The 17885-nt window shown below is 68.8% G+C and carries 16 protein-coding genes and 2 pseudogenes; 8 read left to right on the top strand and 10 right to left on the bottom strand.

What is annotated here, in order from left to right; genetic code table 11:
- Positions 1-308: 308 nt before the first annotated feature.
- Together ABZU25_RS16745 and ABZU25_RS16740 are read right to left on the bottom strand one after the other, a co-directional pair.
- Positions 309-1880, bottom strand: coding sequence for an RICIN domain-containing protein (locus ABZU25_RS16745; RefSeq protein ID WP_355030221.1), 1572 nt, complete (start codon positions 1878-1880; stop codon positions 309-311).
- Between the two features lie 40 nt (positions 1881-1920).
- The gene (locus ABZU25_RS16740; RefSeq protein ID WP_355030220.1) at positions 1921-3471 is read right to left on the bottom strand and encodes an RICIN domain-containing protein; all 1551 of its coding nucleotides are present in this window, start codon (positions 3469-3471) and stop codon (positions 1921-1923) included.
- A gap of 325 nt (positions 3472-3796) precedes the next feature.
- Between ABZU25_RS16740 and ABZU25_RS16735 the strand changes: the two genes are divergently transcribed.
- Together ABZU25_RS16735 and ABZU25_RS16730 are read left to right on the top strand one after the other, a co-directional pair.
- A complete protein-coding gene (locus ABZU25_RS16735; RefSeq protein ID WP_355030219.1) occupies positions 3797-4288 on the top strand; it encodes a recombinase family protein in 492 nt (163 codons plus the stop codon).
- A 114-nt stretch (positions 4289-4402) separates the two neighbouring features.
- The gene (locus tag ABZU25_RS16730; protein WP_355030218.1) at positions 4403-4936 is read left to right on the top strand and encodes a hypothetical protein; all 534 of its coding nucleotides are present in this window, start codon (positions 4403-4405) and stop codon (positions 4934-4936) included.
- A gap of 31 nt (positions 4937-4967) precedes the next feature.
- Here ABZU25_RS16730 and ABZU25_RS16725 read toward each other — a convergent pair whose 3' ends face one another.
- Positions 4968-5342, bottom strand: coding sequence for a hypothetical protein (locus tag ABZU25_RS16725; protein ID WP_355030217.1), 375 nt, complete (start codon positions 5340-5342; stop codon positions 4968-4970).
- 689 nt (positions 5343-6031) lie between these two features.
- Between ABZU25_RS16725 and ABZU25_RS16720 the strand changes: the two genes are divergently transcribed.
- Positions 6032-6943 carry a LysR family transcriptional regulator gene (locus tag ABZU25_RS16720; RefSeq protein WP_355030216.1) on the top strand — a complete coding sequence of 304 codons (912 nt, stop codon included), beginning with the start codon at positions 6032-6034 and terminating at the stop codon, positions 6941-6943.
- Complete coding sequence (locus ABZU25_RS16715; protein WP_355030215.1) at positions 6940-7860, top strand: serine hydrolase; 921 nt, start codon at positions 6940-6942, stop codon at positions 7858-7860. Before ABZU25_RS16720 ends, ABZU25_RS16715 begins: the two co-directional genes overlap by 4 nt.
- On the opposite strand, the gene ABZU25_RS16710 is transcribed toward ABZU25_RS16715, so the two are convergent.
- The 6 genes and pseudogenes from ABZU25_RS16710 to ABZU25_RS16685 all read right to left on the bottom strand — a co-directional run bounded on the left by ABZU25_RS16710 (position 7857) and on the right by ABZU25_RS16685 (position 13398).
- Entirely contained in the window at positions 7857-8684 is an 828-nt protein-coding gene (locus ABZU25_RS16710) for a CPBP family intramembrane glutamic endopeptidase (RefSeq protein ID WP_355030214.1), read from the bottom strand. The two genes, ABZU25_RS16715 and ABZU25_RS16710, sit on opposite strands and share 4 nt — an antisense overlap.
- A 271-nt stretch (positions 8685-8955) precedes the next feature.
- Positions 8956-10273: pseudogene (locus tag ABZU25_RS16705) on the bottom strand (biosynthetic peptidoglycan transglycosylase); the annotation flags it as partial.
- Positions 10274-10349: 76 nt separating this feature from the next.
- The gene (gene bla / locus ABZU25_RS16700; RefSeq protein WP_355030213.1) at positions 10350-11207 is read right to left on the bottom strand and encodes a class A beta-lactamase; all 858 of its coding nucleotides are present in this window, start codon (positions 11205-11207) and stop codon (positions 10350-10352) included.
- Positions 11208-11282: 75 nt separating this feature from the next.
- Positions 11283-11582, bottom strand: coding sequence for a hypothetical protein (locus tag ABZU25_RS16695; RefSeq protein WP_355030212.1), 300 nt, complete (start codon positions 11580-11582; stop codon positions 11283-11285).
- Positions 11583-11644: 62 nt separating this feature from the next.
- Positions 11645-12247, bottom strand: a complete 603-nt coding sequence (locus tag ABZU25_RS16690) for a response regulator transcription factor (protein ID WP_355030211.1) — start codon at positions 12245-12247, stop codon at positions 11645-11647.
- Complete coding sequence (locus ABZU25_RS16685; protein ID WP_355030210.1) at positions 12244-13398, bottom strand: histidine kinase; 1155 nt, start codon at positions 13396-13398, stop codon at positions 12244-12246. The genes ABZU25_RS16690 and ABZU25_RS16685 overlap by 4 nt, the downstream gene beginning before the upstream one ends.
- Positions 13399-13506: 108 nt before the next feature.
- Here ABZU25_RS16685 and ABZU25_RS16680 point away from each other — a divergent pair, with 108 nt between their 5' ends.
- The 4 genes from ABZU25_RS16680 to ABZU25_RS16665 all read left to right on the top strand — a co-directional run bounded on the left by ABZU25_RS16680 (position 13507) and on the right by ABZU25_RS16665 (position 16923).
- The gene (locus ABZU25_RS16680; RefSeq protein ID WP_355030209.1) at positions 13507-14388 is read left to right on the top strand and encodes an ABC transporter ATP-binding protein; all 882 of its coding nucleotides are present in this window, start codon (positions 13507-13509) and stop codon (positions 14386-14388) included.
- A gap of 26 nt (positions 14389-14414) precedes the next feature.
- Complete coding sequence (locus tag ABZU25_RS16675; protein WP_355030208.1) at positions 14415-15134, top strand: ABC transporter permease; 720 nt, start codon at positions 14415-14417, stop codon at positions 15132-15134.
- Positions 15131-15811 carry a GPP34 family phosphoprotein gene (locus ABZU25_RS16670; protein WP_355030207.1) on the top strand — a complete coding sequence of 227 codons (681 nt, stop codon included), beginning with the start codon at positions 15131-15133 and terminating at the stop codon, positions 15809-15811. Before ABZU25_RS16675 ends, ABZU25_RS16670 begins: the two co-directional genes overlap by 4 nt.
- Before the next feature lie 68 nt (positions 15812-15879).
- Positions 15880-16923: a PHB depolymerase family esterase gene (locus ABZU25_RS16665; RefSeq protein WP_355030206.1), complete on the top strand. Its 1044-nt coding sequence runs from the start codon at positions 15880-15882 to the stop codon at positions 16921-16923.
- Between the two features lie 119 nt (positions 16924-17042).
- Here the strand turns inward: ABZU25_RS16665 and ABZU25_RS16660 are convergent.
- A pseudogene (locus ABZU25_RS16660) lies at positions 17043-17813 on the bottom strand (IS3 family transposase); the annotation flags it as partial.
- Positions 17814-17885 lie beyond the last annotated feature (72 nt).

The following is a 17885-nucleotide window of genomic DNA, read 5'->3' as shown; positions in this document are numbered from 1 at the left end:
AAGGAGAGGACCGCCGACCGGGGGGCTCCCTCCCACGTCGGATATGCGTCCACTTCTGGTTGGTTGCGCCGTCGAAGGTAGAGGTCTGGTGCGGTGGCGTTGGCGGTGCCGTGCGCGACGGCGTCGAGGCACGTGCCAGATTCCACGCCGAAGACCGTGCGGTACCCATTGAGTCGACCTGCCGCCAGCCGAACGGCCTGTCCGACGACACGCGAGGGCGCGCGCGTACGAGTGTTGGCGCGAGTGAGGCTCCGGACTCACTCCGGGACCGGAGCGTCACTCGGCGGATCTGTTGTTGTCGTTGACGGCTATTGGAGGACCCAGCGCTGTTGCGGTTCGCCGTTCCAGCCGTACTGAATCAGCGGCGCGCCGTTGGTGACCGACGAGGCGCCGTCCAGCGCTTTCCCGCTGGCCTGGTTCCAGATCTTGTACGTTCCGTCCGGCTGCTGGTCGACCCACCAGCGCTGGTTGGAGTCGCGGTTGGGTTGCCACTGAACCATCGCCAGGCCATCTGCGGTCGAGCCGCCAGGAGAGTCCAGGGCCTCCCAGGTCGACAGGTTGACGATATTCCACGAGGTGTCCGAGTTCTGGGTGAACAGCCATCGCTGGTTCTGCCCGGAGTTCGTACCCCACTGCAGGACGCTTTTGCCGTTGCCGAAGGTGCCGGCGCTGTCAATGGCGAGGCCGGTCTTCTGGTTGGTGATGACATGGATGCCACCGATGCTGTTCGGTCGACTGGCGGGGGTGAACTGCAGCCACGCCATCGCGCTGACGAACTGGTTGGCCGACAGCGTATTGTCGTTGGGAGTTTTTCTGTCCCACACGTTCCAGGTGATGCCGAGGTCGGTGCGTCGGTTGGCCTGAATGGCGTCGGCGTTCTGCACCATCCACGAGTAGTACCCGTCCCACTGCCGGTTGTCCCGCACGAAATGCCCGGCACCGCGAGCCATCTCGTCCGCCCAAGTGTTGAGCCAAGGCGCGCCGTTCGCGAACACGCCGTTCCACGTCAGGTTATTCCGGGCGTAGTCGATCGCCCGCTTCGCATCGTTGTAGATGTTGACGTTGCCGGTGATCTCCCAGAGCAGATTGGCGTAGTCCGCGAAAGTTCCCTGGTTGTAGGCTGCCGTATCCTTGTTCAGGGTGCCGTCCATCTCGATCCTGGCGTAGACCGCGCCGGTGCTGGGGTTGTAGAGGTGGCTCCACACCCAGTCGTAGATCTGCTGGCACTTGTTCAGGTAGCCCACGTCGTGAGTGCTCTGGTAAATCATGCACGCGACCTTGCCGAGGCTGTCGTTCGCCAGGGGATCCTTGTTCGGGACCTTCGGAGGGTTGTACCGGGCCGTGTACTCCGGGTTTTCCTCCCAGATGCCACCGCCGTTGTACTTGGTGTCCCATCCGCGGCCGAACGCATAGTCGAAGCCGTACTTTGCCTGCGTGAGGAAGGTGGGGTTGCCCGTCATCTGGTAGCCGCGGATGAGCGCCAACGTGAACCAGCCGATGTCGTCATTCCAGCCGTCCCAGCTCCACGGCGGAGGCGTGTTCTTCAGCCAGGTGTTCAACAGGTCGTTGACCAGAGCCTTCTTTGCGGGGTCGCCGGTCCGCTCGTAGGCGTCTTCGGCCCCGAGGATGTCAAGCGAAGCTGACCACGTTCCGTCCGGTTGTCCGTCATTCAGCGCCCTCTTGTAGAAGACATCGCTGCCGGAGCGCACCAGAAAGGCGCTGTTGAACGCGGTGTACATGGCCTCTGCGTCGCGTGCCCCAACCGCTGACGCATTCTGTGGCACGGCGACGACACCTCCGACCACCAGGGCCAGCAGCGCTGAGCACGCGGTGACAACGGCGCCTCGGCGCTTCCATCCGAACTTGGGCAACACAGTCATCGAGATGTCTCCGATCGATCAGGGGATGGCCGCTGGAGGGTCAGCCGCGGTGCCATTTCTGGTTTGCGCCGCCGTTGCAGTCCCAGAGGGCGAGGGTGGCACCGTTGGCGTTGTGGTAGCCGGTGACGTCGACACATTTGTTGGCTTGGGGGTTGACCAGGTCGCCGGCTGCGGAGAGAACGAATTGCTGGTTGGCGCCGCCGTTGCAGTTCCAGATTTCGATGGGTGCCCCGTTGGCGGTGCTGTTGCCCGTGACGTCGAGGCATTTGTTGTTTTGGGTGCGGACGGTGCCGGCGGTAAAGTCCCAGTTCTGGTTGGCGCCGTTGTTGCAGTCCCACACGTCGACCGGTTGGCCGTCGGCATAGTTGTAGCCGGGGACATCGAGGCACTTGTTGTTGAAGTCGCTGATCAGCCGGCTGCCGGAGGTAGCGCCGGAGGTGGTCAGGGACAGACCGTACGTGCTGAGGATTTCGTTGACCGGCTGGAACCAGGTGGTGCCGCCGGTGGTGCAGTTGCCGGTGACGCCTGAGGTCACGCCCTGTGCCTGGTCTCCGGAGATCACCGAGCCGCCGGAGTCGCCGGGTTCCGCGCACGCGCTCATCCGGCTGAGGCCCTGGACCGCGCCGGCCGAGTAGTTCACCGTTTCGTCGCGGCCCTGCAGGGTGCCGCAGCGCCATCCGGTCGTTCGCCCGGAGCGGCAGATCGAGCTGCCGACCGCCGCGTCCCGCGACCCGGCGACGAGTGCGTTGCCACCGGAGGCGTCCTTCACCCAGGGACGTGATGTCCAGTCGCCGTTGGTCCGGATCCAGGAGTAGTCGTTGCCCGGGAACGACGATCCGGCGAAGGTGCCCTGGGCGATGTTGTTGTAGCCCAAGGTTGCGCTGCCGACGCCGCCACAGTGTCCGGCGCTGACGAAGCCGCCCTGGACCGGGAACCCGATTGAACACAGGGTGTTGCCGTTGATGACGTACTGGTCGCCACCGCGGGTGTCGTAGACCGGTTGGGGTGCCGCCGCCGACGCGACGATCCGTACCGTGCCAGCGCTGATGCCGCTGGCCTTGATGAACGCCTCGGCCACCGCCTTTCCAGCCGGGTCGGCGGATATCACGACGGTGTTCGTGGCGACATCGACGTACCAGCTGTGAATGTCGCGTGTGGCCCTCGTGCGGTGCTTGTCGAGTGCGACTTTGGTGGTTTCGAGTTGAGCGGCGCTACGGGCGACGATCTTGGCATCGGCTCCCTCGCCGCGAACAACGGCCGCGGCGGCCGCTGTTGTCACAGCGACCGTGAGGCGTGGGGAGCCGGCGGGGATCCACGCCCCGGCGAAGCTCGTGCCGAGTTTCGCCCGCAGCCGTCTATCGACGGTTGGTGCGGAGGCCTCCGTGCGCAGCCGCCCGGCGATCTGGGCGTCGCTGAGTTTCAGGTCGCGCCGCATCGCCGCCTTCATACCAGGTTCGAGGCCGTGACCAGGGGCGATAGTAGCTGCGGTGGCAGGGGTCGGGCGGTCTCCGGCGAAGCTCAGCAACGGCGTCAGCCCGACGGCGGTCGCCGCGACCGCGGCGACACCCAACACTTTGAACGTACGTGACATCCGAAATCCTTCTCGGCTGCCGACGCCGCGCCCACCCCCGGGACGGGAGGCACGGGCAGGCAAACCTGGGAGAGGCGGTGAGGGAGAGAGCGCTCTCAGCATCGAAGTTTGCAGATAGGTTTCTTAACTGTCAAGCCCAAAATAACTAAGCAGCACATAATCCAACATCTATTGACAGACGTCGTTCGTCGTCCGATCATCGTGAGAGTGCTCTCTGGATCGACCCCGTTCACCAAGGGTCGGCGGTGCGACCTTCCTGCTGCGGGCCCCACCCCAGCGGGCACCTTGGCTCGCCCCCTATCCGCGCCCTCTTCGTACCGCGGTCGTGCGATGCCGGGCTCGGGGCGGCCGGAGCGTGGCAAGCATCGCTCGCGCCCTCAACGACAGCGGCGTCCCGTGCCCGTCCGGCGCCGACCCAGCGCGTAACCCCCACCGCAGCGGCCACCAATGGATGCTCACCACAGTCGCGGCGATCCTGGCCAACCCCCGCTACATCGGGCGGCAGGTCTGGAACCGTCAACGCACCGACCGCGATGCCCTCCCTGACAAGGGAACCGTCGATCGACACCACGAGATTCAACGGTGGAGTGCCTCCACAGACTGGGTCATCTCCCGCGAGATCGCGCATACTCCGCTGGTCAGCGAAGAACACTTCGTCGCCGTCCAGGCAATCCATACCGCGCCGACCCCAGCCCATGGCATCCCCCGCCGCTATTTGTTCGCCGGAGTGATCTGCTGCGGCGTGTGCGGCCGGATCATGGACTCCCACTGGGTACACAGCCGACCCGGCTACCGCTGCCGCCACGGGTTCCGATGACGACACGGTGACCGTGGCTGGCCGACGACGAACCGGAAACCCCGCTGCTCGTCCGGGCCTCCATGGCCCACCAACCTGGTCAAGATCCATCCCTGGCGGGACGGAAACGGCCGAATGTCCCGGTGCCTACACACCCTCGTACTCGCCCGCGACGGTGTCCTCGCCCCGGAGTTCTCCTCGATCGAGGAGTGGCTCGGCGTCGGCCGAAACACCTACGCCTACTACGACGCGCTCGGTGAAATCGGTGGCCCAACCTGGCAGCCTGACAACGACACCAGCAGGTGGATCCGATTCTGCCTGAGCGCCCACCACCAACAAGCCCAACTGGTCCGGCAACGCCTCGACCAAGCCGCGCAGCTCTGGGAACTACTCGACACCTGGGTCCGGCGCAACGGGCTGCCCGAGCGGGTCGTCAGCGCCCTACACCTCGCCGCCACCGGCGGCCGAGTACGCCGCACCCTCTATCAACGCGACGAGAACCTCACCGACGACCAAGCAACCCGCGACCTACGCTCCCTCGTCCGGGCAGACATGCTCGAACAACACGGCGAAACCCGAGGCAGGTTCTACCTCACCTCACCGACACTGCGCGACCTCGCCGCCCCCGCGCTGCGCCCCAAGGAAATCACCGACCCGTACCGACGCTGAGACGCAACCCCCGGCACTGCCAATCCGACGGTCAGCGCGCCGCGAACGGACGCCATTTCCTGTCTACCGGAAAGGCTTCGCGAAGGAAGTTCTGCAGCGTACGCGCCGGACCTCCGGAGACGTGTTCGACAGTGTCGGTCACGTCGGCGAAGCCGCCGGCGCGGACACGCTCGAACGTCAGAGCGGAGAGGTCTCGTTCGAAGCCCTCGGAGCCGGCAACTGCCTCGTGGATGGTCACGTCCAAGTGGGTCACGGGACGTCCCGCCGCGACGGAGAGCAACTCTGCGGTACGCGGCAACGACAGGGCCTCCGGACCGGAGATCTGGTACGTCTGACCGGCGTGCCCGAAATCGAGCAGAGCCCGTTCGGCGACGGCCGCGATGTCCCGTGCATCGGTCCAGGCCACCAAAGCGTCGCCGCTGGGAAATGGCAGTTCTCCGGCACCGTTGATCTGGTCACGGTAGAAGCGCGGGTCGATGAAGACCTGCCTGAACCAGCCCGGCCGCAGGATTGTCCAGGGGCGCCCGCTGTCGCGGACCGCGCGCTCGACGCATGGAGCCCAGGCGACGGGTCCCGGCTGGTCAGCGCCTGGTGGCCGCCGTCCTTGTCGGAAGCAGCACAATCTCGGTCCGGGCGACATCTGGGCCAGCAGCGCGCCGACGAGTTCCGGCGCGTCCGCGCCCTCTGGCCGGACCACGTAGACCGCGTCGACACCGTCGGTCGCCGCCGCCCACCCGGACGGGTTCGTCCCACGAGAAGGCGGTGGGGTGGACGCCCTTGACGCCGGAACCGGACGGATCGCTGGTGCCGCCGCGCACCTCGACGCCCCGCCGTGCCACGAGCAGTTCCGCCAGTGGAGCGCCCGTCTTGCGGCGTACGCCGGTCACCAGCACCCGGATCGCGGCAGCCGACGTTGTCTGCCGCATCCTGAACCGTCCTCAGGTTGGGCGCCCCCTGAATCGTATGGCCGACCCTGGGCGCCATGCCGGCCATGCGGGTGTCGGTCAGTCCGGCGGCGTCTCGGGCCGCCGACGAACGATGGCGGTTTTGATCCCTGCGACCTCGCCCATGCGTTACGGGTATAGGTTTGGTGGGATGGACATCGTCGCCGCGTGTCGGGCCTTCGTCGCCGTCAGCGGCCACGGCAGCTTCACCTCCGGTGCCGCAGCGGCGGGAATCCCCCAGTCGGTGGCCAGCCGCCGCATCGCCGCCCTGGAGGAGCACTTCGGGTCGCGGCTGTTCGACCGGACCTCCCGCGCGGTCCGTTTGACCCCCTTCGGGCAGGACATGCTGCCGACAGCGCGACGCCTGGTCGACCTCGCCGAAGCCATGGCCGACGACGCCGAGCGGGCCCGATTGCGGCCGCTGCGGGTCGCCGTACCCGAAATCTGCCCGCCGCACCGCCTCGCCGCCCTGGTGGCCGCGGCCCGACGGCAGCGGATCCACCTGGAGGTACGGCCCGCCGGTCCGCAGGAGCGCGAACGGCTCTGCCAAACCCTCGAGGTCGGAGCCGGGATCGTGGCGGTTCCAGAGGCGACGGCGCTCTGGCGGGTGCCGCTCGGGCTGGCCGCCCGGACTCCATTCCCGGCGCCGACGGTGTTCCTGGAGACGCTGCGCAGCGGCCGAGCCCGCGCGCAGGCACGCCGGCGGATCCTGATCCAGCCCGAGGACGACGTCGCGCAACTGCGGGACCCGCTGACCCGCGCCGGCCAGTCGGCCGGCCTGGCACCGGCCCAGGTGTCTATCGCGCCATCCCTGGTCGACGCCGCCGCGGCGGCCCTCGTCTCGCCCGACCTGCTGCTCTGCTCCCGCCAGCAGGCCGAGGACTTCACCCTGCACTGGTGCCCCCTCGCCGGCCCACAACTCCTCCGGGGTTACGACGTCGCCGCCGGCGTACCCGAGGACCTCGCCCACCTCCGCACACTCCTGTACGCGGACGTCGCGCGATGCCTGGGCGCGACCGGGGATGGCGCACCCGGTGCCAGCTCGACAGGAGATGCGGGATGAGCGCCACCGCTGTCGTACGCAACGCGCGTGACCTGCTCGACGAGGCAGGACTGCGCGGCGCCTTCCTCGTCCGCGACCTCGACACCGGCCAGGAGATCGGCTTCGACGCCGACGCCCTGTACCCGACGGCGTCGCTGGTCAAGGTGCCGCTGGCGGTTGCCGTTCTGGAGCGGGTCGGGCGCGGGGAACTCCACCCGGCGACGCCGGTCGACGTCGCGCCCGGTCGGATCACCACTCCCGGCCCGACCGGGCTCAGCCGCTTCCGCCATCCTGCGCGGATCTCCGTGGACGACCTGCTCTACCTGAGCACCTCCGTCAGCGACGGAGTTGCCGCCGACGCCCTGTTCGACCTCGTCCCGCCGGCCGCGGTCGCCGCCGAACTGCGGCGACTGCGGATCGAGGGCATCGCCGTGCGGCAACGGGTCGGCGACCTCGCCGAGACGCCGGCGGAACGCCTCGGCCCCGACGACGTGCACCTGGCGCATTCCCTCGCCATCGGCGCGGCTACCCCCGGGCAGGGCCATCCCGTCGCCCAGCTCGACGTCACCCGCGCCAACGCCGGGTCGGCACGGGCCTTCGTCGACCTGCTGCACGCGCTCTGGCGACCCTCAACGATCCACGAGAGCACCGCTGCCCGCGTACGGGCGCTGCTGGCGGACAACCTGCACCGGCAGCGACTCGCCCCCGACTTCACCTCCGACGCATCCCGCTGGTCGTCCAAGACCGGCACCCTGCTGCACCTGCGCCACGAGATTGGGGTGGTGGATCATGTTGACGGGCAGTCGTACGCCATCGCCGCGCTCACCGCGTCCCGCGTGCCCGCCGTCGCGCAGCCCGGCAGCGAGGCGACGATGGCCCAGGTCGCCCGGAGCCTGCACGACCACCTGCGGACGGGCACCCTGCCCTGGTGGGGTTAGCGCCTGCTGGTCCGGGCTCGCCGCTCACGCAGCCAGACCAGCACCACCATGGCGACGTTGACCGCGCCGAGGATCAGCAGCGTCGCGTCACCCGAGTCGGTGGACCGGTCGATCGCGTAGGGCTCGCCGTCCGCCATCACCGCGTTGACGATCCCGAACAGGACGTTGTTGGCGACGTGGAAGGCGACCGGCGCCTCGATACCACGACTGATGATCGCCATCACGCCGGTGCTGACGCCGATGAACGTGTAGTAGCCGAACAACCAGGGGTCGGCCGACCCGTGGACCACGGCGAAGCCCAGGCCGGACACGACGAGCCCGACGACCAGAGCGGGGCGCACCGCACGCACCCAGGACGCCGCGGCGGGCAGCACGGCGCTTCGGAACATCAACTCCTCGCCGGCGGACTGCAGCGGCGTACTCAGCACGGTGACCACCAGCACCCCGATCGTCGTGCCGGTGACACCGAAGGCTGTCCAGCCCGGGGAGTCGGGCGCGACAAGCGCCACGACACCGATCCCGGCACCCACCAGCAACGCCGCTCCGACCAGGTAATACGCCAGGCGGCGGGCGTCGAAGGCTCGAGGAAAGCTGATCAGGCTCCGCCACGGCACCTTGGCGGTCCACACCAGGAGCAGGATCGCCAAGACGCCCGCCGCGCCGATGCTGATGTTGATGGCCAACAACTTCAACGGCGTGAAGTCGGCTGACATCGGGTCGTCGCTGCCCTCGATGACGCCCACGACCTGGTAGAGCACCACCTGGAGAAGCAGCATCACCAGCGGCGGCACCAGGATGACCACGAGCGGCTTCCACCAGCTCATGCGCAGGTGGGCGCCGAAGGGCCGGGAGCTGTCGACGGCCGGCCCGGATTGCTCCGACGTCAGGACACCCGAGCCTCTTGCGGCAGAGGGGCCTGGGCGTTCCGCTCCTACCCAGGGTCCGTCGGATCGTGGCGCGCTCATCGGGGAGATTCCTTTCGAAGATGCTGGACATCCCATTCCAGCGCGGACCGCAGCCGGCGTGCAGTGCCACCGTGTCACCAGCTCACCGTGACATTTCGAGGTACGCGTCCCGACCGCCTCAGCGGGCGAGGTCCGCCGGTGCGGGTGGGAAGTCGATGGGCGGTCTGCCGTGCATCGCCGCCGCCAGGCTCTCGTAGACCGGCGGATTGATGCCGTCGCGCTGCTGGTGCCGCATCTTCGCGGTAGTCTGCGGCCAGTCCGGGTCAGTCAGGATCCCGGCCACCGCGTACTGCTTCGTCATCGCCACCATTGAGGCGTAGTTCTCCAGGTCGGTGGTGCCGGTCTTACCGGCGACCGGGGCGTTCACGGCGACCTTCACCTGCGCGGCCGTGCGGCTGCCGCCGCACCTGCTGGTCGGCACCGCGCTGTGCCTGGACGTCGAGGGTGGTGACCACCCGGTAGCCGCCGCCCTTGAGCCGCCGCTCCCGGTCGTACGCGGTGGCGCCGAACTCGTCCTGGGACATCCACCAGCGGTAGAAGTAGTCGCAGAAGAAGCCCCAGCGCCTCTCGTTCGTGGCGACGCAACCGTTCGGAGAACGCTGGTCCCTGACCACCATCGGCGCCGCCTTGGCGGCGTCGGCCTCGGGCTGCGCGACGGCGCCGGTCGTGACCATGTTGTCGAGCACGTAGTTGCGCCGCTCCAGTGCCAGCGGACGGCCGCCGCTGGTGGTCGGGTCATTGGTGGTGGGTGCCTTCACCATGCCGGCCAGCAGTGCAGCTTCCGCGATGCCGAGCCTGCTCGGCGGCTCGCCGAAGTAGACCTGGCTGGCGGCGAAGACGCCGTACGCACCGTTGCCGAAGGCGGCGATGTTCAGGTAGCGCTCCAAGATCAAGTCCTTGGAGAACTCCTGTTCGACCTGGAGCGCGTACCGCACCTCACGAAGTTTGCGGGCGGTGGTGTCCTCCGTCGCCGCGACCACGTCGGCCGGGTGGTCCGCCGAATACGCGAGGGCGAGCCGCACGTACTGCATGGTGAGAGTCGAGGCGCCCTGCCGGTCCCGGGCGCCGGAGGAGTTGTTGACGAACGCGCGGGCGACGCCGGCGAGGTCGACCCCATTGTGCCGGTAGAAGTCGTGGTCCTCGGCGGCGATGATCGCCGCGCGCATCACCGGCGCCACGTCGCCCAGTTTCACGTCGCGCCGATTCTCGTCGTACATGGTGGCCAGCGGGGTCTTGCCGTCGGCCGCGAGAAGGTAGCTCAGCTGCGGCGTGCGGGCCGCCGTCAACTCGCTCGGCAACGCACCGAAAGCCCCCGCGCCGGCCTTCGCCCCCATGCCGGACAGCGCCAACGGAGGGAAGGCAGCCGCCGCGACCACCACGCCGACCAGCAGGCCACAGACGATCAGCGACAGGGTGTTGTTCAGGATTCTGCGCCGAGGCATGGGCATTTGGGGCAACCTCGATTCACACGGGTGCAGCAGGCAAGCGGGCGTCAGCACGCTTCCGGGGCGGGCCGACACGCCGTCACAACGCGGTGATGGCGACCTCGGCCGCCTGGGCGATCAGGGCGTCGTCGTAGTCGGCGTCCTTCTGGTCGCTGCTGGACAGCACCGCGAGGACGATCGGCGCGCGGTCCGGAGGCCAGATCACCGCGATGTCGTTGCGGGTGCCGTAGCCACCGGCACCGGTCTTGTCCCCCACGACCCAGCCGTCGGGCACACCGGCGCGGATCAGCTCGCCGCCGGTCGTGTTGCCCTTCAACCAACCGTTGAGCACGTCGCGGTCCGCGGGTTCGAGGGCGTCTCCCACGGCGTACGCCCGCAGGTCCTGAGCCAGGGCCGCCGCGGTGCTGGTGTCCCGCCGGTCACCCGGCCTCGCCTCGTTGAGTTCGGTCTCGTAGCGCGCCGGATCGGTGACCTTGTCCCCCACCTCGCGCAGTTCCTTCTCGAACTTCTGCGGTCCGCCGAGCTGGCGCAACATCAGATTGCCGGCGGTGTTGTCGCTGTACCGCACGGCCGCGTCGGCGATCGCGCGCAGCGTCATGCCCTCGGCGACGTGCTGCTCCGTGATCGGCGAATAGGTCACCAGGTCGTCCGCCGAGTACCGGACCACCCGGTCCAACTCGGCGTCGGTGGTCTCGTCGAGGACCTCGGCGGCGGCCAACGCCTTGAACGTCGACGTGTACGCGAACCGCTCGTCGGCCCGGTATCCCACCGTCCGGCCGGTGCCGGTGTCGATCGCGTAGACCCCCAGCCGCGCGTCGAAGTCCTCCTCCAGACGCCGGAACTCATGGTCCCGGTCGGTGGCGGTGGACGCGGTGACCGTTACCGCACGGTCCCGCGTCCGGTCGGACAGGACTCGACCCTGGCAAGGATTTGGCATGCGGTCGAAGACGGAACTGACGATGTTCATGCTGATGTGGCATCGCCGGCGCGGCGCGGATGGCCCTGATCGAGATCAGGCGATCAGGTGACCGTCGACGAGCAGGTCGTAGACGCCGTCGGGGCGGGACGGTAGGCCGATGTAGGTGTGTCGGGTGGGCAGCGTGTCAAGTTCGACTGCCGTGGCGCGGGTGCGGAAGGCCAGCCGCACGCCGGCGGGCTGAGCCTCCGCCATGGCGAGTTGCCCGTCGGTGTACTGGGCGCGGGCCCAGGCGGGCAGCCGGTGCGGCAGCACCCCGCGCGCGGTGCGCTCCACGTCGAGTGCGCCGCGCAGGAGGTTCGTGGTGATCGGGGTGATGATCCAGGTGGAGGTCATGCTCTCGGTTCATCGATTGGTGTGGGACGGTCGCGCCCGGTGAGGGCTGGCCGGCCCGCCGGTTACAGCCAGTCGTGTTCGCGGGCGTAGCGGGCCGCTTCGTGGCGGGTCCGGGTCTGGGTCTTGCGCATTACGTTGGAGAGGTAGTTGCGGACGGTGCCCGGGGCGAGGTGGAGCCGAGCGGCGATGTCGGCGACCGAGTAGCCCTCGCCGGTGACCCGCAGGACGTCGGCTTCCCGGTCGGTGAGGGGGTTGTCCTCGGTGACGGCGAGCGCGGACACGTCCGGGTCGATCCAGCGTTTCCCCGAGTGCAGGGTGGCGATGACCGAGGTGATGTGGGCCGGCTCGGCGGACTTGCTGACGAAGCCCTGGACGCCGAGCTTCAACGCCTTGCGCAGCACGCCGGGGCGGGCGTGCCGGGTCAGCATGAGGATCACCTGCTCCGGTCGCTCGCGGCGGATCTCGGCGACCGCGCCCAAGCCGTCCACGCCCGGCATCTCCAGGTCGATGACCAGCACGTCGGGCCGGTGCCGCAGGGTGGCGGTGATCGCTGTTCGGCCGTCCTGGGCCTCGGCGAGAACGGTGATGTCGCCCTCCATCGGCAGCAGCGCGGCCAGGGCTGTGCGCAGCAGCGCCTCGTCGTCGGCGAGCACGATGGTGGTCATCGGCCGTCCTTCCCCGTAACGGTCCGGGCCGCTTCGGCCCGGGCGGGTGGGAAGACCGCCGCGGTCAGGAACTGGTCGTCCTTCTGTTCCACGGTCAGCTCACCTCCGTCGCCCGCCACCCGTTGCCTCAGTGCCGCCAGTCCTCTGAGCTCGGGGGGCGTGGTGGCGGTCGCGCCGTCGTTGACGATGGTGATGCCCGACGCCGTCAGTGTGATCTGCACCTGGGTGGCCTGCGCGTGCCGCAGGATGTTGGTGGTCGTCTCCCGCAGCACCTGCCCGAGCAGTTCGCCGGCGCGGGCGTCGACCTCGGCCTCCCGAGTCACCCGGACCCGGATGCTGGCTGCCTCGAACAGGTTCTTCGCGTTCTCGATCTCCGCGGTGAGGTTGAGCCGCCGCTGGGCGTAGGCGAGTTCCTTGGTCTGCGCGATGGTGTCGCTGACCAGCGCGTATGTCTCCCTTAGTTCCTTTTCTGCCCGGTCGCTGTCGGTCAGCAGCAGTTTCTGGGCCAGCGCGATCTTCAGTTTGACGACGTGCAGGGTGTGGCCCTGAATGTCGTGCAGGTCGCTGGCGAACCGCACGCGCTCCCGAACCACGGCCAGCTCCGCCTCGCGTTCCCGGGTCTGTTCGAGCTCCCGGATGAGGTCGTAGAACCGCTCGCCCACCACCGTGAAGACCGTCACGACGACGGTGAGGACGGTCGGGATGAGGACATAGGTGACCAGGACGTGACCAATGTCGTCCCGCTGCACCAGCAGCCGCGCCGCGCCGACGGCGGCGACGTAGGTGAACAGCCCGGCCATCGCCAGCTTCCGGTGTCGTCGCACCTCGCGCAGGGCGAGCGAGCCGACGGCGCAGAAACCCCAGTAGGCGTTGGGGCTGCCGCTCACCAGGACCCCGAGCGGCCAGACCGCTGCCGCTACGACCAGGCAGGGCAGCGCGACCCGGGCGAGGTCGTTGGCAGTCCACCGTTCGAAGGCCACCAGGGCCGCCACGGCCCCCGGCGCCAGGACGACCAAGTGCCACCACGTACGCGCGTCGGTCCAGAGCAGGACCACCGCGGCGAACACCACCGGCGGCAGTGACGTGGCGAGGTTGAGCCGGCGCAGCCTTCCCTGCGTCGACTCGGTGAAGCGCGGCGATCTCGCAGTCACCAGCCCAGTATCCGGCAGGGGGCCGGCGCCCAGCAGTGACACCACGTCACATGCGGTGATGACGTGGTGGCACTGACGGGACGGCCGCGTCCGCGCTGTCATGGGTGCATGTCCACCACACCAGTTATCGAAGTCGAACGGCTGAACCTCACCTACGGCGACTTCCACGCCGTGAAGGACCTCTCCTTCGAGGTACGGCCCGGAGAGCTCTACGCACTGCTGGGCACCAACGGAGCCGGGAAGACCTCGACCTTGGAAGTTGTCGAGGGGCACCGGAGGCCGACCTCGGGCACCGTACGCGTCTTTGGGCACAGCCCCGCCGACCGGCGAGCGGTACGTCCCCGGATGGGCGTCATGCTCCAGGAGAGCGGTTTCTCCCCGGATCTCACCGTCCGTGAGTCCGTCGGTCTGGTCGGTCGGCTCACGCGGCGCACCGACGACGTCGACCGGGTGCTCGACCTGGTCGACCTCACCGGCCGGGCCGGCCGCAAGGTGTCGCAGTTGTCCGGCGGGGAGAAGCGGCGGCTGGACTTCGCCACCGCGGTCTACGGCACCCCGGAACTGATGTTCCTGGACGAGCCGACCACCGGCCTCGACATCCAGTCCCGCGACGCCGTCTGGGCGACCGTGGACCGACTGCGGGAGAACGGTTCCACCATCGTGCTCACCACGCACTACCTGGAGGAGGCACAGCAGCGCGCCGACCGGATCGGGCTCATGCACGAGGGCACCCTGCACCGGGAGGGCACCGTCTCCGAGCTGACCCGCACCCTGCCCGCGGTCATCCGCTTCTCCCTCCCGGCACCGGCGCCGACGCTGCCGGTGCGGGCCGCCGTCGACGGGGACGGAAAGGTCATGGTCAGGACCTTCGAGCTGCAAAAAGACCTGCACCTCCTGCTCAGCTGGGCGCAGGACCACGCGGTGGAGCTGCGCGACCTGGCGGCAGGACCGACCCGGCTCGACGACGTCTTCCGCTCCATCAACAGTTGATTCGATCTTCCGAGAGGAGCCTCACCGTGTTGTCCATCGCGTACAGCGAACTGATCCAGATCTTCCGCAACCGACTGGTGCTAATCACCAGCCTCATCGTCCCGGTGGTCGTCAGCGCGTTCTTCGTCCGCCAGCACGAGACCTACGCCGCCCTCGGCAGCCTCGGCTACATCGCCGCGATCGTGATATTCACGATCGCCGCGTTCGGGCTCTACGCCACGGCCGTCACCACCCTGGCCTCCCGGCGGCAGAATCTCTTCCTCAAGCGGCTGCGCTCCACCGCTGAGAGCGACGCTGGCATCCTCGGCGGGCTCCTGCTGCCAGTGGTCGTCCTCGCCGGGGTGCAGGTGACAGCGATTCTGACCGCCCTGGCCATGGTCGCCGGCGCACCGGCGAACCTCGCCCTGCTGGTGGTGGCGGTCCTCGCGACAGTGGCCATGATGATCGGCCTGGCGCTGGCCACCGCCGGGCTGACGAACTCCCCCGAACACGCTCAGGTCACCACCCTGCCCGTTACCCTCGGGGTGATCGCCATGGCCAGCTGGGTGGGCATCTCCGGCACCGAGAACCTCGCCTGGCTCAAGCGGCTGCTGCCCGGCGGCGCTGCCACCGAACTGACGATGAACGCCTGGAACGGCGGCGTCGCCGTGACCGACTCCCTGCTGCTGCTCGCGCCCACGCTCGGCTGGGTCGTCATCGCCGTCGCTCTGGCCACCCGACTCTTCCGCTGGGAGCCCCGCCGATGACCACCGAACCCCAGTCGCACACCCCAACCCTGGTAGAAGATCTCCTACTGCTCCTGTTCCAACCCACGTCCGGGACCATCGCTGGAGAGAACACCCTCTTCTACGTCCTCGGCGGAGCCGTCCTCGCGGACCTCGCCCTCGGCGATCACCTGACCACAGCGGCCCGAGGGCGGGTCAGCAGCGTGGCGGACCACCCACCGTCGGACGAACTTCTGCGCCCGGCGTGGGACTACCTCGCCGAGAAACCGAGGGGCGTGCAGACGGCCCTGGCCGCGATCGGTCCCGCTCTGCGCAAGCCGGTGCTGGAACGGCTCATCGCGCGAGGCGACATCGACCAGGAGCCCCGCAAGGTGCTCGGCCTGTTCCGGACGACGGCCCTGCGCGACGGCAGAACCGAACGACGGGCCCGCCTGCTCGCCGACGTTCGGCAGGTCCTCGTAGACGGTGCCGAGCCGCACGCCCGTGTCGCCGCCCTAGCGGCGCTGCTCTCGGCGAGCGGAACGCTCCCACAGTTCCACAGAGAGATCCCATGGACGTCACCGGTAATCAGCCGAGCCAAGCAACTCGAGCAGGGCGACTGGGGTGCCGACGCCGCAGCGGAAGCCGTGACCCGCACCGTGACAGCCACCGTCGTCAACAGCGCCATCGCGGCCATCACCGTGCTTCCTCGAAGCTAGGCCCTGTTGCACAAGAACTGGATCAGACATCCGTCTGACGCCCATCCCATACCGCAAAGGAGGCCCGTGTGACCGCGCCGCCGCACTCGCCGCGTCGTCCACGACGGCGATGGCTCCGGATCGTCTCCGGCATCTTCGTCACCGTCGTGGCCGCCGCCAGCCTCGGCGTCGCCGGCCTCCAGCTCGGCCTGCCCTGGCAGATGGGCGAGGGCGACCGCAACCACGTCTACAACGGTGACGCCGGGTCGCAGCGTTACCAGGTCCACGTCCCGCCCCACCTGGACGGGACGGGCAGGTTGCCGGTCGTCATGGCGATCCACGGCTGCGCAATGACCGGCTACGGGTGGAACTCCATGAAGTCCACGACGCAGTTCAACAGCCTGGCCGACCGGGAGGGCTTCATCGTCGTCTATCCCACGCAACTGATCTCCCGCAACGTGATCGCCTGCTGGAATTCCTCCGATCCCCGCGACCAACAGCGGCACACCGGCGAGCCGGCACTGCTCGCCGGTGTCGCCCGCCAGGTGGTCGAGGAGTACGACGCGGATCCCGCGCGGGTGCACGTCGCCGGAGCCTCCTGGGGTGCGGGGACCGCCGTCATCCTCGCCGCGACCCACCCCGACGTCTTTGCCACGGTGACCTCGGTGGCCGGCGGAGAGTACGGCCTCAACCAGGTCGACCCGGACGACCCGGAATCGACGTCGCCGCTGGACACGGCACGTCAGGCCTGGGCCCAGATGGGTGAGCGGGCTCGCCCTGTGCCGTTGCTGATCATTCAGGGCGAGCGGGACGAGGTCGTGCCACCCCTGGTCGCCACCCGCCTCGTCGCCCACTGGACCGCGGTGGGCGATCTCGTCGACGACGGGCTGCCCAACGGCAGCCTCGACCCGACCGAGGAGACCGTGTCCGTGCCAGCCGCCGAGGGTCGGCACGCGTACACGCATTCGACGATCACGGCGCCGGACGGCTCGTCGATCGTCGAGGCGTACCGCGTCCAGGACATGGGGCACGCGTGGCCGGGACCGGACGGCGATGGCCGCTACACCGATCACGCGGGCCCGGACGCCAGCGCGATCGTGTGGGAGTTCGCCGAGCGCCACCCGATGCGGTGAGTCCCGACCCCCTGCGGCTACGGCGCGGAGCCTTGATGTAGGTGGTGGTGGCGGGTCCGCGGCGGTCGGTATGTGGGCTTGACCCGTTTTGACGGACAGGGTCGATGTGTTGATCTTATTCAGGCTGCGTGGCTTGTCGGTACCCGGTGCAGATCGGTGGCCTCGAACGCGGCGGGGCTGAGGTAGCCGAGGGTGGAGTGTCGGCGGCGGGTGTTGTACCAGCCTTCGATGTACTCGAATATTGCCTGCCGGGCAGCGCTGTGGGTGGGCCAGGGCTGGCGGTGTAGCAGTTCGGTTTTGATGGTGGCGAAGAACGACTCGGCGACCGCGTTGTCCCAGCACTGCCCGCGCCGGCCGACGGATAGGCGGATGCCGTGGGCAGCGGCGAGGCGGGCGTGTTGGTCGCTCGTGTATTGACAGCCGCGGTCGGAGTGGAACACCAGTCCGGACGGCGGGCGGCGCCGCACGAGGGCATCGGTGAGGGCGGCGTCGATCAGGTCGGTGCGCAGGTGCTCTGCGACCGCCCAGCCCACGACCCGGCGCGAGGCCAGGTCGATGACGGTAGCCAGATAAAGCCAGCCTTGCCAGGTGTTGATGTAGGTGATGTCGCCGCACCAGCGGGTGTCGATCGCGGCCGGGTCGGTGTCGAAGTCACGGTTGACCAGGTCAGGTCGTCTGCTGGCGTTCGGGTCGGGCACGGTGGTCGTTCGCCATCGGCGTGGACTCTTGCCGGCCAGCCCGGCGCATCGCATCAGCCGGGCGACGCGTTTGCGGCCGTGTCGCAGCCCGGCGTCGGCGAGGTCGGCGTGGACCCGCGGTGCTCCGTAGGTGCCCTTCGACATCGCGTGCACCTGCGTGATCTTCGAGGTGAGCTGTGCGTCGACGCGCTGCCGCTGGGACTGGACGCCGCTTTGCTGCTGCTAGTAGGCGGACCGGGAGACCTTGAGTAGCTCGCACGCGCG

Origin of the sequence: Micromonospora sp. NPDC005215 (assembly GCF_040607915.1) — a bacterium.
Taxonomy (GTDB): Bacteria; Actinomycetota; Actinomycetes; order Mycobacteriales; family Micromonosporaceae; genus Micromonospora.
The sequence above is the reverse complement of the archived record's forward strand: the minus strand, read 5'-3'. Positions and strand labels throughout refer to the sequence as shown.

What these genes read in the sequence shown, in the direction of transcription:
- ABZU25_RS16745 (WP_355030221.1), bottom strand. Translation starts at nt 1,880, where the DNA reads ATGACTGTGTTGCCCAAGTTCGGATGGAAGCGCCGAGGCGCCGTTGTC.
- ABZU25_RS16740 (WP_355030220.1), bottom strand. Translation starts at nt 3,471, where the DNA reads ATGTCACGTACGTTCAAAGTGTTGGGTGTCGCCGCGGTCGCGGCGACC.
- ABZU25_RS16730 (WP_355030218.1), top strand. Translation starts at nt 4,403, where the DNA reads ATGTCCCGGTGCCTACACACCCTCGTACTCGCCCGCGACGGTGTCCTC.
- ABZU25_RS16720 (WP_355030216.1), top strand. Translation starts at nt 6,032, where the DNA reads ATGGACATCGTCGCCGCGTGTCGGGCCTTCGTCGCCGTCAGCGGCCAC.
- ABZU25_RS16715 (WP_355030215.1), top strand. Translation starts at nt 6,940, where the DNA reads ATGAGCGCCACCGCTGTCGTACGCAACGCGCGTGACCTGCTCGACGAG.
- ABZU25_RS16710 (WP_355030214.1), bottom strand. Translation starts at nt 8,684, where the DNA reads ATGAGCTGGTGGAAGCCGCTCGTGGTCATCCTGGTGCCGCCGCTGGTG.
- bla (WP_355030213.1), bottom strand. Translation starts at nt 11,207, where the DNA reads ATGCCAAATCCTTGCCAGGGTCGAGTCCTGTCCGACCGGACGCGGGAC.
- ABZU25_RS16695 (WP_355030212.1), bottom strand. Translation starts at nt 11,582, where the DNA reads ATGACCTCCACCTGGATCATCACCCCGATCACCACGAACCTCCTGCGC.
- ABZU25_RS16690 (WP_355030211.1), bottom strand. Translation starts at nt 12,247, where the DNA reads ATGACCACCATCGTGCTCGCCGACGACGAGGCGCTGCTGCGCACAGCC.
- ABZU25_RS16680 (WP_355030209.1), top strand. Translation starts at nt 13,507, where the DNA reads ATGTCCACCACACCAGTTATCGAAGTCGAACGGCTGAACCTCACCTAC.
- ABZU25_RS16670 (WP_355030207.1), top strand. Translation starts at nt 15,131, where the DNA reads ATGACCACCGAACCCCAGTCGCACACCCCAACCCTGGTAGAAGATCTC.